15 protein-coding genes are annotated in these 14,576 nt (G+C 56.7%); all 15 read right to left on the bottom strand.

The genetic code is table 11. From position 1 onward, the window contains the following. Positions 1–7 precede the first annotated feature (7 nt). The 15 genes from ACZ9A3_RS12380 to ACZ9A3_RS12310 all read right to left on the bottom strand — a co-directional run bounded on the left by ACZ9A3_RS12380 (position 8) and on the right by ACZ9A3_RS12310 (position 14,511). Positions 8–208, bottom strand: coding sequence for a hypothetical protein (locus tag ACZ9A3_RS12380; protein ID WP_045194012.1), 201 nt, complete (start codon positions 206–208; stop codon positions 8–10). Between the two features lie 62 nt (positions 209–270). Beyond that, the gene (locus ACZ9A3_RS12375) at positions 271–1,101 is read right to left on the bottom strand and encodes a class I SAM-dependent methyltransferase (protein WP_476252695.1); all 831 of its coding nucleotides are present in this window, start codon (positions 1,099–1,101) and stop codon (positions 271–273) included. Positions 1,102–1,489: 388 nt separating this feature from the next. Beyond that, on the bottom strand, positions 1,490–1,828 hold the full coding sequence (locus tag ACZ9A3_RS12370) for a hypothetical protein (protein WP_476252694.1): 339 nt from the start codon (positions 1,826–1,828) through the stop codon (positions 1,490–1,492). A 69-nt stretch (positions 1,829–1,897) separates the two neighbouring features. Beyond that, positions 1,898–2,161 (bottom strand): PAAR domain-containing protein, encoded by a 264-nt coding sequence (locus tag ACZ9A3_RS12365; RefSeq protein WP_476252693.1) that lies wholly within the window; start codon positions 2,159–2,161, stop codon positions 1,898–1,900. A gap of 59 nt (positions 2,162–2,220) precedes the next feature. Continuing rightward, complete coding sequence (locus ACZ9A3_RS12360) at positions 2,221–2,604, bottom strand: hypothetical protein (protein ID WP_476252692.1); 384 nt, start codon at positions 2,602–2,604, stop codon at positions 2,221–2,223. A gap of 2 nt (positions 2,605–2,606) precedes the next feature. Beyond that, the gene (locus tag ACZ9A3_RS12355; RefSeq protein ID WP_476252691.1) at positions 2,607–3,701 is read right to left on the bottom strand and encodes an RHS repeat-associated core domain-containing protein; all 1,095 of its coding nucleotides are present in this window, start codon (positions 3,699–3,701) and stop codon (positions 2,607–2,609) included. An 18-nt stretch (positions 3,702–3,719) separates the two neighbouring features. Next, positions 3,720–4,058: a hypothetical protein gene (locus ACZ9A3_RS12350; RefSeq protein WP_476252690.1), complete on the bottom strand. Its 339-nt coding sequence runs from the start codon at positions 4,056–4,058 to the stop codon at positions 3,720–3,722. A 70-nt stretch (positions 4,059–4,128) separates the two neighbouring features. Then, entirely contained in the window at positions 4,129–4,392 is a 264-nt protein-coding gene (locus tag ACZ9A3_RS12345) for a PAAR domain-containing protein (RefSeq protein WP_093381774.1), read from the bottom strand. Positions 4,393–4,421: 29 nt separating this feature from the next. Beyond that, positions 4,422–4,946: a hypothetical protein gene (locus ACZ9A3_RS12340; protein WP_476252689.1), complete on the bottom strand. Its 525-nt coding sequence runs from the start codon at positions 4,944–4,946 to the stop codon at positions 4,422–4,424. Between the two features lie 341 nt (positions 4,947–5,287). Continuing rightward, positions 5,288–5,671 (bottom strand): DUF2750 domain-containing protein, encoded by a 384-nt coding sequence (locus ACZ9A3_RS12335; protein WP_093381777.1) that lies wholly within the window; start codon positions 5,669–5,671, stop codon positions 5,288–5,290. Beyond that, on the bottom strand, positions 5,672–6,046 hold the full coding sequence (locus ACZ9A3_RS12330) for a polymorphic toxin type 8 domain-containing protein (protein ID WP_476252688.1): 375 nt from the start codon (positions 6,044–6,046) through the stop codon (positions 5,672–5,674). Between the two features lie 41 nt (positions 6,047–6,087). Then, entirely contained in the window at positions 6,088–6,696 is a 609-nt protein-coding gene (locus tag ACZ9A3_RS12325; protein WP_476252687.1) for a hypothetical protein, read from the bottom strand. 156 nt (positions 6,697–6,852) lie between these two features. Further along, positions 6,853–7,245: a hypothetical protein gene (locus ACZ9A3_RS12320; protein WP_476252686.1), complete on the bottom strand. Its 393-nt coding sequence runs from the start codon at positions 7,243–7,245 to the stop codon at positions 6,853–6,855. Positions 7,246–7,247: 2 nt separating this feature from the next. Beyond that, positions 7,248–11,807 carry an RHS repeat-associated core domain-containing protein gene (locus tag ACZ9A3_RS12315; protein ID WP_476252685.1) on the bottom strand — a complete coding sequence of 1,520 codons (4,560 nt, stop codon included), beginning with the start codon at positions 11,805–11,807 and terminating at the stop codon, positions 7,248–7,250. Beyond that, positions 11,794–14,511, bottom strand: a complete 2,718-nt coding sequence (locus ACZ9A3_RS12310) for a type VI secretion system Vgr family protein (RefSeq protein WP_476252684.1) — start codon at positions 14,509–14,511, stop codon at positions 11,794–11,796. Before ACZ9A3_RS12310 ends, ACZ9A3_RS12315 begins: the two co-directional genes overlap by 14 nt. Positions 14,512–14,576: the final 65 nt, after the last annotated feature.

Raw genomic sequence — 14,576 nt, 5'->3', positions numbered from 1 at the left:
TGAACCATCAGTGCCTTGAGGTGAATTCACCATCCGTGTCTACGGCAATGCGGTCCATCGTCTTCTGCGTGTCTTTGACGATTTCGCCAATTCGATGCGCTTCCTTGGCAAAGCCTTTGGCTACCAAAAGTGGCAGGCTTTCTTGCAGGGCCTTCAGGGTTTGGCGGATATCGGCAGCGGCCTTGAGGTTTCGGTGCGGGTTGTCCATTGGCTCTCCATTGACGGTCTGTGAAGTGGCAGTGCCCGCCCACGCAGGGCGGGGCAGCCGCTTCAGGGTTTTCGCGAAGTCACCGCCGTCAGCGACAGCGTCACGGGACCGGTCGGTACGGCAGAGGCTACGGGGGCTGTCAGTTGCATCCCCATCGCACCTTCCTCGCGGGTGTGCATGTAGGGCGTGTGCTCCAGCTTCTCGACCTGCAATGAGGTGACACTGGCCTGATCACGGTGACCGCCAAGGACGGCGTGCTTGAGAACGTCCGTGTCGGGTGTTTGCCCACGGTCGATCACGTTCAACAATCCGCCGGGACGCAGCACTTCATCGGCCAGTTCATAGACGCTGTTCTGCACGAAAATTCGGTGCTCGAAGGCGGTTGGCATCAGGCGAGTGTCCACCGCGACGTTGTGGCCTCGGGCGTTGTGGGTGCCGAGCAGCCAGCAGGCCACTGCGTCGAATCGAGGTTGGGCCTTGAGCCACTGCTCAAGCTGCGGGTCACCCAGGGCATCGCCTTCGATCAGCAGGCAGTCGGCCTTGGGCGCATCACCCGGCGCGCAGTAGTCGAGTCGGTAGGCGTTGTCGTCCAGGCTTTGGGCAGATTCGCGTGCAATGACCGCGACCGAGTAGCCGTGTTCTGAGAGCAGGGCCTGAATGGCTGCAATGCAGTGGGGGTTCTCTTCCACGCAGACCACGCTGTGACCATTCTTCAGCAGCGCCAGGGTGGAATGGCCGACGCCGCAACCAATCTCCAGGAGGCGCAGGTAGCCCTCAACCTGAGCGGTCATCCAGGCATAGTGTCCCTGGTTGCGGTGGCTGTTGGCATTGACCCGCCAGTTGCGAGTGTACTCGCGGCGAAACTGCTCCAGCTGGTGCAGTGCGCGCGGCATATGGGTGGTCCAGGGCGGTGAGAGGCTGTCGCCTGAGTTTGGCGATTTCTTGTTGTTCACGGTAAGTCCTTTGCCTGAGTTGTTTCGACGATCTGCTATCGCCAGGCTGGATCTTCGGGCAAGGAGCGTGCACAGGGCAAGCGGCGGGATGGGGTGAAATCTCAAGTGGCCAGGGCGCGAAGCATGGCGCTTTTGCTTAATGCTTTCAGCCAAGGTTCTGGTACGCGCCTCAACGACATTTCATACACTCGACTGACCGGTCGCCTGGACACATTGTCTTGCAAATTGGTTGAGTGGTCACCCGGGGTTGCCGCGTTCGTCGTAGACGTAATATTTGCCGCAATAGTCGCGCAGCCGGTTATCGAGCAGTTTGCTGCGCGGGTAGCCGTCACGCTCTGGCAGCACTCACGGTGATACGACCTGCTTGTAACACCTCGATGCGGATAACCGTTTTATCGCCGCGGGAGGGCATTGACTCCTGGATGATGACGCCGTCAATGCAGGCGGTGCGCATGCGGTGGCGCAGTGCCCTGCCTTGGGGGTCGAAGAACAGCTCGCTGGCGAGGATTTCAACCTGTTCAACCAGAGTGCGGGTGTGTTCGTCAGTGGCGCAAAAGAACAGCACGCCGCTCCAGTGGTCATCGTCGTCCGGGTTGTGGACGTTGTGCTCGACAAGCTGATGCAGGGCTTGCTTCAGCTCGGCAATTCGGGTTTTCAGTTGGCCCATGGCCTCATCCTCCGTTGACGCTGAGGTGTGGTCGCAATCCGTGCGAACAAAGTGCTCTTTGGTTTCGGGTTATCGATGCACGCTGCCGTGAGAGGCGCTGGCAATCAGGCTGGCGCCACAGGCGGTTTTCATGCCGTCGAGCGCGACCGGGATACCGTTGATGCTGTAGGTGCTACTGCCTTCGATGATGGGGAAGATGCCTTTGCAGAGTGGGCAGGAGACTAGGTTGCCTTTGCCGGCTATTGGTTTGCCGTTGAGGTTTGTATGAGAAATGGATTCAATCACCGTGCCGCCGTGATCGGTTGTGTCCCCAATACGGATAATACACTTCAATAGTGTGCTCGCTGAGTTAATTGAAATATGCGGTGTTTATGGTCTCGTTTTGCAATGATTTACTGTATTAGTAAATCGTAAAGCTGAACCTTCTCCGGGGAAACGGATGTGTCTAGGTAGTAAATGGCGGTGAGGTCGCTTTCGATGTCGTTGATTATTAAATTTAGCTCAATCCTCCATTGGTTTGGATCGGGTTTTTTGGGGGTGATGAAAAATGTAGCGGCGTTGCATTGTATGAAATCTTTTGAAGGTGGTGAAATTTTTTTTAAGTTTGATACATTTTTGTCGTTATTGAAATATTCTACTAGAACTCGCTTGATATCCTCTGGCTTGCTTTCGGTGAGATACCCCTCTGTGTGAAGTTCATTGAATTTATTAAATCGAATTAGCTCATTTATATAAATTATTTTCTTCTCGATTTCATTTGTGATTAAGAAAGGCATTGTTACTTCCCCCTTCGTGAAGTTCGGTTTTCGGGAATTTTCGTTTTGGTACTAGGCCCAACACCAAGGTTGGCCATATCAGCATCCGCAAACATGATGTGACACCGAGACTCTTCTGCGCTGATACCCGCTCTACGTAGTGCCCTGTAACCCACGACCCGCTCTGAGGCGTAAGTTCCTCCTGTCCCCCTCTGCCGTTGAGACTGAGTTGCTAGGTAATGTTCGGTTCCGCGAGCAGTCGATGGTCCTTTGAGTTGTACCGCGTAGGCTGTCACCCCCTTTCCATAATCAGCAGTGCCAATCATTGCCGCTTTCTGAATCACATGGTGCGCATCCTTGTCCACTTGATTGTAAGGACCGAAGTCTCGTCCGGCTGCCGCCAGAATGCCTTCACAATCTGCTAATGTCAGGCATCTGTTGCAGCCTTTGAGGCCATATTGATCAACCCACTCAACCGGATTCGGCGCATAGGCAAATACATTCAACCCACCCGCAAACCCGATCGGATCCTTGCCAACAAACCGCCCGACCCCCGGATCATAGTACCGATACCGGTTGTAATGCAGCCCTGTCTCGACATCGAAGTACTGCCCCTGAAAGCGCAACGGATTGTGGATGCCCGCGCGCTTGGCGGTGTCGCTGCGTTTCTCCTGTGCCGCGCCCCAGGCCTTGTAGGTGCCGCTCCAGGCCACTTCGCCCTGTTCGTCGGTAAGCTCCATGGGCGTGCCCAGGTGGTCGCACTGGTACCAGGCAAACGCATCGAAGGGCGTTGGCGCGGGCTTGTGCTGCCAGACGGGATCACGCTCGATGTCATAGGGGAAGTCGTAGACGGGCTCGAGCAGCAACTTGATGGAGCGGTGCTCCACCGCTTGAGCAACGGGCACGAAGGTGCCGGGCTCGTACACGTAGTGGGTCAGGCGGGCGCCAAGGTCATGGGTGCGGTTTTCGAAGGCCAGGGTGTCGCCATCCCAGCCGTAGAGGGTGTTGCCGCAGCCGTACTGCTGATCGAGCTTGCGCTGCTCGTTCTGGTTCCATGCGGGACCGGCCTCGCGGCGGTGCTGGTACTTGGCGCGGGAGCTGGCCGGGTCGAAGGCCAAGGATTCAAGCGGTAGCCCTTACTCCCTGGCAGCACTCACGGTGATACGACCTGCTTGTAATAGCTCGATGCAGATAACCGTTTCATCGCCGCGGGAGGGCATTGACTCCTGGATGATGACGCCGTCAATGCAGGCGGTGCGCATGCGGTGGCGCAGGGCCCTGCCTTGGGGGTCGAAGAACAGCTCGCTGGCGAGGATTTCAACTTGCTCGACCAATGTACGGGTACGTTCGTCAGTGGCGCAGAAGAACAGCACGCCGCTCCAGTGGTCATCGTCGTCCGGGTTGTGGACGTTGTGCTCGACAAGCTGTTGCAGGGCTTGCTTCAGCTCGGCAATTCGGGTTTTCAGTTGGCCCATGGCCTCATCCTCCGTTGACGCTGAGGTGTGGTCGCAATCCGTGCGAAACAAAGTGCTCTTTGGTTTCTGTTTATCGATGCACGCTGCCGTGAGAGGCGCTGGCAATCAGGCTGGCGCCACAGGCGGTTTTCATGCCGTCGAGCGCGACCGGGATACCGTTGATGCTGTAGGTGCTGCTGCCTTCCACGATGGGGAAGATGCCTTTGCAGAGTGGGCAGGAAACTAGGTTGCCTTTGCCGGCTATTGGTTTGCCGTTGAGGTTTGTGTGGGAGATAGATTCAATCACTATGCCGCCATGATCGGTGGTGTCTCCGAGTCGAATCAGATTTTTCAAATAATCACCATTTACGTGTCCCTGGATTTCTAATCTATGGTCAGATCGTACTCGGTTGGTGCGCTAGTGCTGGAAGTTAACCTTTCGCCTCGAGATAGAGCTTTGATTGCATCATTTCCAACATAATATGATTTTATTTTTGTGAATCGCTGTTTTATCAGTTTCTCGAACAGTTTGTAGAGCTCAAGGCTCTCGGTGGAGGCGTGAATGGTGGATATCTCCCCTGAGATAATGCCATCTGGGTGCGCACTACCGGGTCGGATTACTATCGTTTCTGGGTTGTCTCTCTGGTCAACCAGATTTATCGCTCCACCGTTCCTTTGGGGTACTTCTCGTGATTTGATCTTGTTTTTAGTTTCCCAGACTAAATAGGAGGGGTTCAATGCGCTGTCACTGTATGGTGAGTTACCTAAATTTGGTATGTTAGATAAATTAATGACATCGTCCTTAAGATTTTTTTTTGCTTTGCCAGTGGCTATTGCGTTTAGTTGTTTTAGGTGCGTAGCCTCCCTTATCAGGAGGAGCATGTCGCTTTCCGCAGCGAAGAAATGCATTTGTTTTCCTCTCCTATGGCCTGAATTGAACCTCGGCAGGTGTGGCGTTTTCAGTTGCATTTTCTTTTCGGAGCGAGAATTAAGTTGTTTTACGGTGGGGTTATGGCTTGATCCTTCTAGTCGGTTTAGGCGTCGCGCTAGAATTAGGTAAGTCGATTTGGGTTTTAAAGAACATTCAGCCAGTCAGAGTGTTGCGGCGCTGGCGACTTCACATCGTTCGTCGGTAACTTCCATCGGCGTATCGAGGTGATTGCACTGGTTCCAGGCAAAGGTACTGCTGATGGAGCGATTCTCAACAGTTTGCGTTTCAACAACAAACTACCCATGATCGTAGTGTCGGGTTATTCATATTGGGAAAGTTCCCTCTTCAAGTCGTGATGTAGAGAGTGGGCAGTAATTATCATTCCTTGATCGCTAGGGGTAGGGAATATTAAGCACAAATGGTTATCACCTTCTAGTCCTGGAATCCACTTGTCTATAAAACTTTGCAGATCAATGTGTTGGGGTTCTAGGTTACTCCATTCATTGGTGGCGCAAATTTTGGCAAAGCACTCCTCGGGCCAGAGAGGAACTATAGTCGAATTCTCGGCTTGGAGGGTTGCCCATCCAGCATCGAATAGTCCCCATAGTTTCATGGAGTCAGTGACTTTTCGAAGGAAATACTCGTATCGCTCTTTCTTTGATAGAGATACGATGTTGCTGATTTTTTTGGGGTGGTGTTGCACTTAATAACCTCCTATTTTGTGTTGTGCTTTGTGCAAGTCGGCGTCCTGGAGAGCTGAGTGACGATAGCAGTGTCCTGTTTTCGCGGGAGTGTTGCGTCCATGGGCGAGCTCTCGGCCAGGAGCTCTGGAGTTCCTCGAATTCCCAGGGAGGCGAATTGATGTGCGGTTCCCTGTTTCAATGTGACGAATTTCATTGCGTATCCATCCGCGAACATGTCTGGGCTGATTAGGGTCGTTTGCAAGCTCTAGAAGCCGCTCCTGCTTATTTGATCTTCCGTGTGATCCATCACAACATATTGGGCAGTTGATCTTTGCCTTTAATCCTAATGGGTCTGTCCAATGGGTTGGATTCGGCGCATAAGCAAATACATTCAACCCTCCCGCAAACCCAATCGGATCCTTCCCAGCAAAGCTCTTTATCTAAGAGGAATTGGAAGTCTGCGAGTCAAAGGCCTAAGTTGCGCACGGTCTGCCCATAGTGTTGGAAAAATTTCATATTTCAGATCGTCTCTGTTAATTCCGGTACGAAAGAATCGAACTAATCGATCTTCTAGGTCTTGGTCGCCCCACATGTTAGTGAGTTCATATCGTTCGATTTTTTCTCGGTCTTCAGGTAGTGTTAAGTCATGCTTTAATACTGGCGCTGTTGTTGTTTCTCTGTCGTTGTTTGGTCCTAGATCTATGAGTTGTCCGCCCAAAAAGGGGAAGTCAGATGGCTTGCCTTTGTAGTGCTGTACATCCATGGAGGTATAAGGTTTTATCCAAATTGGATCTAAGTTGGAATAGGGCGGTAAGTCAATCTTTGTTTTTCGAACGCCCAGCTCTTTCAGGACAGTGTTTGCAACAAAAATTTGAAATGTCGGTTTTACGTTGCGCCACTCTACAGTCGCCCAGTCGTCCTCTTGGGAGACTATGTCAAAGAAGCGCAGCACTGGACTTGTAAGCATTTGTGCAATTGTATAATCCCCATTTTTTAGCCCGATGACAATAAAGTCTCCTTGCTTCCAAAGGATTCGCTTTGACATTTTTACCCCCTCCTTCTTTTGTAGGGTGCGATGCAGCATGTTAAGGTGAGTGTGCTGTTTTGCATCCCTTAGATGCTGGTCCGCTGCGTCAAGATAGGTGTTCCTTCTTTCATTTTAGGTGGGGTAAGGTCGTCCAGGTGCTGAGGGTGCGTTATATTATAGTTCTATTATTTTTCGTGCTTTTATACTGCTGGCTATAATGTAGCACTCTCCATGTTGCTGAATTTCTTTTAGTGATGCTGGGTCTTTGTCGAAATTGTAATTCCCGTCTATATCCAGGCACCAAAGATTGTTGAATTTCAATAGTCTTATTCCAGTGGTGATTGAGTTGAATTGATTTCCTTTTATTTTGATTTTTATTTCTTCTATGTCAGTTGCCAAGAACTCTACTTTTTCCCAGTGTTGGTTTTCTGTGCTGTGGTTTTTTCCATAAGCTACTATTCGTGCTGTTAATGGTTGGTTGGTTGGGTAAGAATACTCAAAGGTTAGTAATAGTCCGTCATCAAAGTTGTGAAATTCATTGAGAATTTTCTCTGCGTTTTCTGTCATGATCATTTTCCTATAGGTATGGCTGGAAGCATTCCGTTTGGTATTTTATTCCATCCTTTCGGCACTTTATTTGGCTCGATATGCACGGCTCCAGGGCCATGGCCTGCGGATAGATTTCCTGGGGGTGATATTATGTGTCCATGCCCTGAAGTAGCTTTGCCTCCATGATTTTTAAAATCAATCTGGCCAATGGCGGAGCCTTTTTCATCATATACTGTATTTTGGACAGCAACGGAGCCAGTACGGTCGGTCTTAGTATAAATAGAGTTCGGAGCTGCATTGTGAGCTCTTGGCTTTTCGGGGCCCCAGTAGTGATTATCTTCTTCGCATCTGCAGTTTTTCTTCGCCAACCCCAGCGGATCAACCCACTCAACCGGATTCGGCGCATAAGCAAATACATTCAACCCACCCGCAAACCCGATCGGATCCTTGCCAACAAACCGCCCGACCCCCGGATCATAGTACCGATACCGGTTGTAATGCAGCCCTGTCTCGACATCGAAGTACTGCCCCTGAAAACGCAACGGATTGTGGATGCCCGCGCGCTTGGCGGTGTCGCTGCGTTTCTCCTGTGCCGCGCCCCAGGCCTCGTAGGTGCCGCTCCAGGCCACTTCGCCCTGTTCGTCGGTAAGCTCCATGGGCGTGCCCAGGTGGTCGCACTGGTACCAGGCAAACGCATCGAAGGGCGCTGGCGCGGGCTTGTGCTGCCAGACGGGGTCACGCTCGATGTCGTAGGGAAAGTCGTAGACGCGCTCGAGCAGCAACTTGATGGAGCGGTGCTCCACCGCTTGAGCAACGGGCACGAAGGTGCCGGGCTCGTACACGTAGTGGGTCAGGCGGGCGCCAAGGTCATGGGTGCAGTTTTCGAAGGCCAGGGTGTCGCCATCCCAGCCGTAAAGGGTGTTGCCGCAGCCGTACTGCTGATCGAGCTTGCGCTGTTCGTTCTGGTTCCATGCGGGACCGGCCTCGCGGCGGTTCTGGTACTTGGCGCGGGAGCGCTTGCACAGGCGCCGGCCGAGGGCGTCATAGGCATAGTAGACAGTCAGCCGATCATCCTCGTAGTGAGTCAAGCGGTCGTAGAGGTCCCAGCTGAAGCTGGCTTTCTTGCCGTTTTCGATGCGCTCCTTGAGGTTGCCGCGTTCGTCGTAGAGGTAGTGCTTGCCACAGTAGTCGCGCAGCAGGTTGTCGAGCAGTTTGCTGCGCGGGTAGCCGTTGTGCTCCTGGGGTACCTGCGGGTCGAGGAGGTTGCTGGCCGGGTCGAAGGCGAAATGTTCGCTATTTGCCAAACTGCCTGCTTCGAGCAGGCGGCCAACAGGATCGTAGCGGTAGTTGATGGCGCCACGGCGCAGGTCCTGGATGTTGGTGAGCTGACCGGCAACGTCGTAACGGTAGTTGCGCACTGACAAGCGGCTTGACTCACCGCGTCGAGCGACGGTCTGTTCCTGCAAGTGACCGTTCGGTGTCCAGCTCTGGCGTTGTTGCAGACCGTTGCCTTGCTCGCGGCCAATCTCTCGGTGCAGGTCGTCACGCTGATAATTCAGCAGTTCCCGATCGTCCAGCTTCAGCGCCAGCAGGTGGCCGCTGCCATAGGTCAACCAACTGACCCGATGGCCATCGGGACGGACCGTGGCAACCCGCTGGTTCAGCGCGTCATACTCGTGCCGCCAGATGGCAACATGGGGCTTTTTCAGGTAACGCAGGTACTGGTGTTCGCGCGTGTTGTTGCCGGCGGCATCGTAGAACCATTGCAGCTTGCAGGCGTCGTTCTCGGCGAGCAGCAGGTTGCCGTTACCGTCGTAGGCGAACGTTTCGGTTTGCCATTGCTGCGCCGTCCTCTGGCCTGCCTGGCGCATTAGCAGTCGGCCCAGGGGGTCGTATTCGAAACAGGTGACGCGATCGCCATCAAGGCGGCGGGTAGGTTGGTTGCTGCCGTTGTCGTAGAGGTAGTGGGTGGTTTGCTGGTCGAAACCGGTTTCCTTCAGCAGGCGGCCAACCGGGTCGTACTTGAAGGTAGCCGTGCTGTTGTTCTCGTTGCGCAGCTCGACAAGCTGGCCAAGCCGGTCCCAGCGGTAGTTGAGGATGCTGCCATCGGCGTTCTGGCGTTGCTGGATCAGCCCCGCTTCGTTGTATTGCCAGACGGTGCGGCGCTGCAGGGCGTCGATGTGGTCGAGAAGACGGCCTTCGGCATCGCGCTCGAAACGCTCCTCGGTCTTGTCCGGGTGAACAATACGGCTGAGCTGACCTGCCTGGTAATGGTAGCTGGTGACCATGCCCGCGGCGTCGGTGACTTGGGACAGTTGCCCCAGCGCGTTGTATCGCCATTGGCTGGTTTTGCCGGAACAGTCGGTGTAGCGGATCAGCTGGCCGTCGGCGTTGTAGGCAAGCTTTTTTTCTGCGCCGTTGGCGTCGATGATGGCAACGGGCAGGTTGTCGCTGTTGTACCTGTACTGGGTCTTGTGCGCCAGCGGATCGAGGGTTTCGATGATGTTGCCACGCGGGTCGTAGTCGTACTTCCACAGCCCGCCCTCGGCATCGCGGGTCTTGAAGCGCAGGTCCTGGTCGTCGTAGGCATGGTGGACGCTGGTGCCGTCGGGGCGGGTGTGCTGGACCAGGTTGCCGCGGTCATCGTAGGCGTAGCTGTCGACACTGCCGTCGGTGTGGATGTGCTGGGTGAGGTTCTTGGCGTCGTCGCGATAGAACCACTCCTCGTTGCTATCGGGATGGATGATGCGGTAGGTGTAGCCGAGGACATCGTAGTAATACAGCGTCTCTTGACCGTTGGCGTCGAGCAGGCGTGTCAGGCGGATGTTCGGGTCCCAGCTCAGGCGGGTGTCCTGGCTGCCATCGTCGGCCCATTCTCGAACCGCTTTGGCATCCGGCCCGTTGCCTTGCCATTGCAGGTTCATGCCGCGACCGGTGCGGTCGGTGTAGCGGGTTAGCAGATGGTGCTGATAGTCATAGTTCCATTGAGCATCGTGCTCGTCGCGGGCGGCACGCAGGTCACCCTGGTGGTCGAACTCATAACGTGCCAACTGTCGAAGCGCTTGGCCGTCATGCATGAGCCAAAGTGCCTTGATTCGGCCCTGGTCGTCGATCTGGGTATGGATGTGCTGGTGCGGGGTGTCGTTCTGGTAGGTGAGCAAATCCGAGAGCACGCTGTGTTCAGCGTGTTGGTGCTCGTAGTGCAAGGCAATGCGGGCACCGCCGCGCAGGCTGATGGCTGTCAGGCGGAACTGATTGCTTACCCGTTCGTAGTGCTCCTGGCTGTCATGCCCCCGCAGCAGTACCAATCTGTTTTTGCTGGTGCGCGAAATGACCAGGTTTTCAATCGGGTCGAGATGGTGATGGTGAACGTCGGGAAGCGGGTAGTGGTGGCTACGCCCATCGGTCGCATGGTAGGTGAGTTGATCTTCGCTCAGATCCAAGCGGCTGGAGAACGGCGTGATCCAGCGGGCACCGAACGGGTTGTTGTCAAAGGCTGAGAGTGAGGAACGGTAAGTCCTGTTCCACACCAGGGGGAAGGTGCCGGGAAGCTCGAAGTCGGTATGGACAATTGTTTCGCTGCCCATGGCGAAGCTGATGCTGCACTGGGTGCCAGCTTTGCTTCCCTGCTTTTGGCAGTTACCGTCAGCACGGGCAGAGCGCTGGGCCGGACTGGCTTGAGTGCCATTTTGCGGCTGTGGCCTTCTGGCTTCGTTGGTTCTGCCAGGCGCCATATTGGCCTGGCGTGGGGCATTCTTGCGTCGCTGCAAGGCACTGGAAAGCGCCCTGATGATGCTAAGAAGGCTGTCCGGATTGGTTTCACTGCCTGTCTGGATGATCTTGTCGCTGGCGATATTGCCAATCTGCTCGATGCTCGCCGCAACGGGCTCAAGGGTTTTCTGCAACTGTTGCTTTTGTCTGTCGCCTAAGCCGATATCGTCTTTTCCAAAGCCGAATCCGGTGCGTCTCTTGAAGGCATCGGCCGCTTCAACTACCAGGCTGATTCCGGGAAAGAGCACGGTCAGTGCCACGTCCTGTACAACGCCGCTTGCCACCGAGCGGATGAGGTCAGCAAGGAATTTACAAACCTCGATGACCTTTTGTGCAAAGGCCTTGAGGATGCTGTGCAGGGTGGCTTCAACCTCCTTGACGAATGCCTCGAGATCGCCGGGGCAGACATCGGCCAGCGCGCTTTCTATGGTAGTCAGCAGCGCCTGGCTGATGTCGCCTTTGGTGGTTCTGAGGGTCTTCAGTGAAGGGCGCATGACCGCTCGGGCTGCTCCGACTCCAGGAAGAGGAACCAGGCCGAACAGGTTGATCCCCAGGCCGACCCAATTGTAGAGATCGGCCCTGTAGGTGGCGTCGCCCTGGGCCAGCTCAATGATGTCGCCGATCGCATCGGCCGCAGCGAAGATCGAGCCCGCGACGGGTAGCAGTTCACCGACAGTAATAACAGTGCGCCAGTTGACGGCATCACCGGTGAGCCCGGTCAGCCACTGCGCCAGTTTGTCGGTGCCAGCCCTAACATCCTCTTCGGTAAAAGTATTCTTGGGCGCGACCGCACCTTCACATCGAGCCATTCGGGCCGCCTCCGTTACTGGTTCGATTTGCGGGAATAGCGGGAAGGGAGAGGGGCAGTCCTTTATCAGCGGACTCCATTGCGAAGAGGCGGTCCAGCGTCTGCTGGATGACCTGCGACGGCCGCAAGGTAGTCATGGCGCCGGGTGTCGCTGCTGATCGTGCTGCTTGCTCTGCAAATGGCGCTGCCGAGGCGGCGCGAGTCTTGTCTGTGCCGAACAGCACCTTGACCGGTCCTGGCGCCAGGCCTGCCACCGCCGCAAACCCGTTGTCATCCAGCGTGCCCTTGAAAACCTGCCCGAGTGCATCCTCGACCTGATACTCCGAGCCCTTGAACGCAAAACCATTGGCGTAGTGCTGGAACAGCTCAAGATTGCCTTTGCCGGCTTTTGGCCCTTCAGGAAAGGCCGCCGCCTGGCTCTTTGCGCCTTTGTAGAGAAAGTCTGTGGCGTGGGTTGTGTACACGCCGCTGGTGGCGTGGCTGATGCCGCCGGCGTTGTAGGTGGTGCTGCTGCCCGCCGCCTGGATCACCAGCTCCTCCTTGGCGCTGAGGATGATGCGTTCGGCGCTGACGGTGACCTTGAGTTTGGCCAGCAGGTTGATGCTGTCTTTCAAGGCGCGGATGTCGATATCGCCGGAGGCTGCGACCAGGCGCCAGCCGAGGCTTTGCACGAAGGTGCGCAGGCCTCGGCTGACACTGATCAGCAGGCGCTTGCCGACGGCCAGGCTGGTGTGCCCGCCACTGCTCAGGCCCAGGTGTTCGCCGCTGGCCAGGTGGGTGGATTGCGGCGTGCTGCTGGCGATCCCGGCCGGGCTGTCGAGGACCAGGAAGGGTTCACTGAACTCGGGGTATTGATTGGCATTGGGGTTGCCGGTACCGCGGCCGCGTATGCCGTCGTGCTGGGCCTGCAGCGCATCGGCGACTTCGTCCTGGTCGCCGCTTTCCTGGGCCAGGTGGTCGCGGGCTTCGCTGGCGAAAGTGGCGTGGTATTGCTGGGCGGTCTTCAGGCGTTCGGCGGTTTGCGGCAGGTCGGTGTGGTGGGAGGCGGCGCGGGCGCGCAGTTCGCTGGTCAGCAGCAGGCCGCCGCCGGCACGCACCACGCCGTGGGCGTCGGTGCGCAGTTCGAAGCCTTCACCCCGGGGCTGCCCGCCACCGGGCCGGGGATGGGTCAGGTAGCCCAGGTTCAAGGCACTGGCGGCGTGATCGCTCATCAAGGTGGCGCTGATCTGCCCGCTGGTGTCGTCCAGGCGCAGTTCGTTGTGGCGCTGGCCGTGGTGCTCTTTGCTGCGCAGCGGGCTCAGTGCCTTGAACTCGGGCAAGCGATACGGTGTGCGGTTGATCGCGTGATAGCTGCGGCCCATGATCATTGGCTGGTCCGGATCGCCATGGAGAAAGCCCACCACCACTTCCTGGCCGATCCGCGGCAGGGCCACATGCCCCCAGCCCGCCCCGGCCCAGGTCTGGGCGACGCGCACCCAGCACGAGCTGCGATCGTCTTCGCAGCCTTCGCGGTCCCAGGGAAACTGCACGCGCACGCGGCCATGCTCGTCGCAGTAGATTTCCTCTTTGGCCGGGCCGACCACCATGGCGATCTGTGGCCCTTCGATGCATGGCTTGGGGCGCGCCGGGGCATGCCATTCAACGGTATCGGGGATCAAGGTGGCGGTCAGGCTGTACCAGGTGCCGTGTTCGCTTTCGGCAGACTCTTCTTCCAGGGCGGTGTGCTGGCGGCCTTGGTGCTTGATCTGGATTGGCCGCCAGCCGCTGTTGAGGTCTTCGCGGGGATGGCCACTGAGGGTGAAGGCCTTGCCCGGCAGCAGACGCGCATCGTCGCCTTCGACCTCGGCGGTGCGCGCATCACCGCGCAGGGCCTTGAGGCGGGTCTGGGTGAAGGGTTTGCCGGCGTCGTCGTGCTTGTAGCGACCGGGGTAGTCGTAGCGCTCGTAGTCGACGGTCTGGCTGCCCATCTCGGCGGCCAGCACGTTTTGCTCCAGGTTGTAGCGCGGATGGCTGAAGGTGTAGTCACGCTGGGTCTGGCAGCTGGTCCGTACCTGTTCGCGGTAGGTGAACTGGCGCAGGGACGGTTGCCAGGCTTCGCCCCCCGGATTGGCCTCATACACCACCGGCCCGCCCTCGATGGCGCCGAAGGTCGCGATATGGTCGGCCTGGATCAGCCGATGGCCGGCTTCGCTGTGCTCGAAGCTCGACAGCAAGCCTTCCTCGGCCGCCAGGCGCAGGTAGAAGTCCAGGTCCAGTTCGCCCGCCTGCACGCAGTACTCGCGGGGCAGGTGGGTTTCGCTCAGGTGCTGGCGGGCCTGGCCCCATTGACGCTCCTTGCACAGTTGCTCAAGGATCTGCGGCACGCTGCGTTTCTGGAAGATGCGCCAGTCGGAGCGCAGTTGCGCGCGGGCCAGCTGCGGTTCGATCTCGGCGCGGTAGCGGGTGCGGCGAAAGCCGGTCTGGCCCTGTTCGAAACGACTGATCAGGCCATGCACATGGCGAACGGCCTGGTTGCCCTGCCAGAGGGTCAGAGCCGCAGGCTGGTCGAGCAGGGTGGCAAAGTCGGCGTCGGCGGTTGCACTGACCAGCTCGATGGTCAAACGATAGAGTTGGGAAATACCCTCGTTCAGTTCAAAAGACACCACATCAAAGTCAATGTCAGCCGTCGAGCTGAAGGTAAAACGCACATCGCGCTGGCCGGGCATGGTAACTCCTGCTGTTCATTGCGTCGGGCAGGTCGAATGGACGTGGATGGAACGTCCAACAAGAT

This window comes from Pseudomonas sp. TE4620, from assembly GCF_056279045.1.
This window is presented reverse-complemented; position numbering and strand designations above follow the sequence as displayed.

Bases quoted from the DNA above. Each gene is read 5' to 3' on its own strand.
- ACZ9A3_RS12380 (WP_045194012.1), bottom strand. From the start codon at position 208: ATGGACAACCCGCACCGAAACCTCAAGGCCGCTGCCGATATCCGCCAA.
- ACZ9A3_RS12310 (WP_476252684.1), bottom strand. From the start codon at position 14,511: ATGCCCGGCCAGCGCGATGTGCGTTTTACCTTCAGCTCGACGGCTGAC.
- ACZ9A3_RS12325 (WP_476252687.1), bottom strand. From the start codon at position 6,696: ATGTCAAAGCGAATCCTTTGGAAGCAAGGAGACTTTATTGTCATCGGG.
- ACZ9A3_RS12340 (WP_476252689.1), bottom strand. From the start codon at position 4,946: ATGCATTTCTTCGCTGCGGAAAGCGACATGCTCCTCCTGATAAGGGAG.
- ACZ9A3_RS12320 (WP_476252686.1), bottom strand. From the start codon at position 7,245: ATGACAGAAAACGCAGAGAAAATTCTCAATGAATTTCACAACTTTGAT.
- ACZ9A3_RS12370 (WP_476252694.1), bottom strand. From the start codon at position 1,828: ATGGGCCAACTGAAAACCCGAATTGCCGAGCTGAAGCAAGCCCTGCAT.
- ACZ9A3_RS12360 (WP_476252692.1), bottom strand. From the start codon at position 2,604: ATGCCTTTCTTAATCACAAATGAAATCGAGAAGAAAATAATTTATATA.
- ACZ9A3_RS12350 (WP_476252690.1), bottom strand. From the start codon at position 4,058: ATGGGCCAACTGAAAACCCGAATTGCCGAGCTGAAGCAAGCCCTGCAA.
- ACZ9A3_RS12315 (WP_476252685.1), bottom strand. From the start codon at position 11,807: ATGGCTCGATGTGAAGGTGCGGTCGCGCCCAAGAATACTTTTACCGAA.
- ACZ9A3_RS12375 (WP_476252695.1), bottom strand. From the start codon at position 1,101: ATGCCGCGCGCACTGCACCAGCTGGAGCAGTTTCGCCGCGAGTACACT.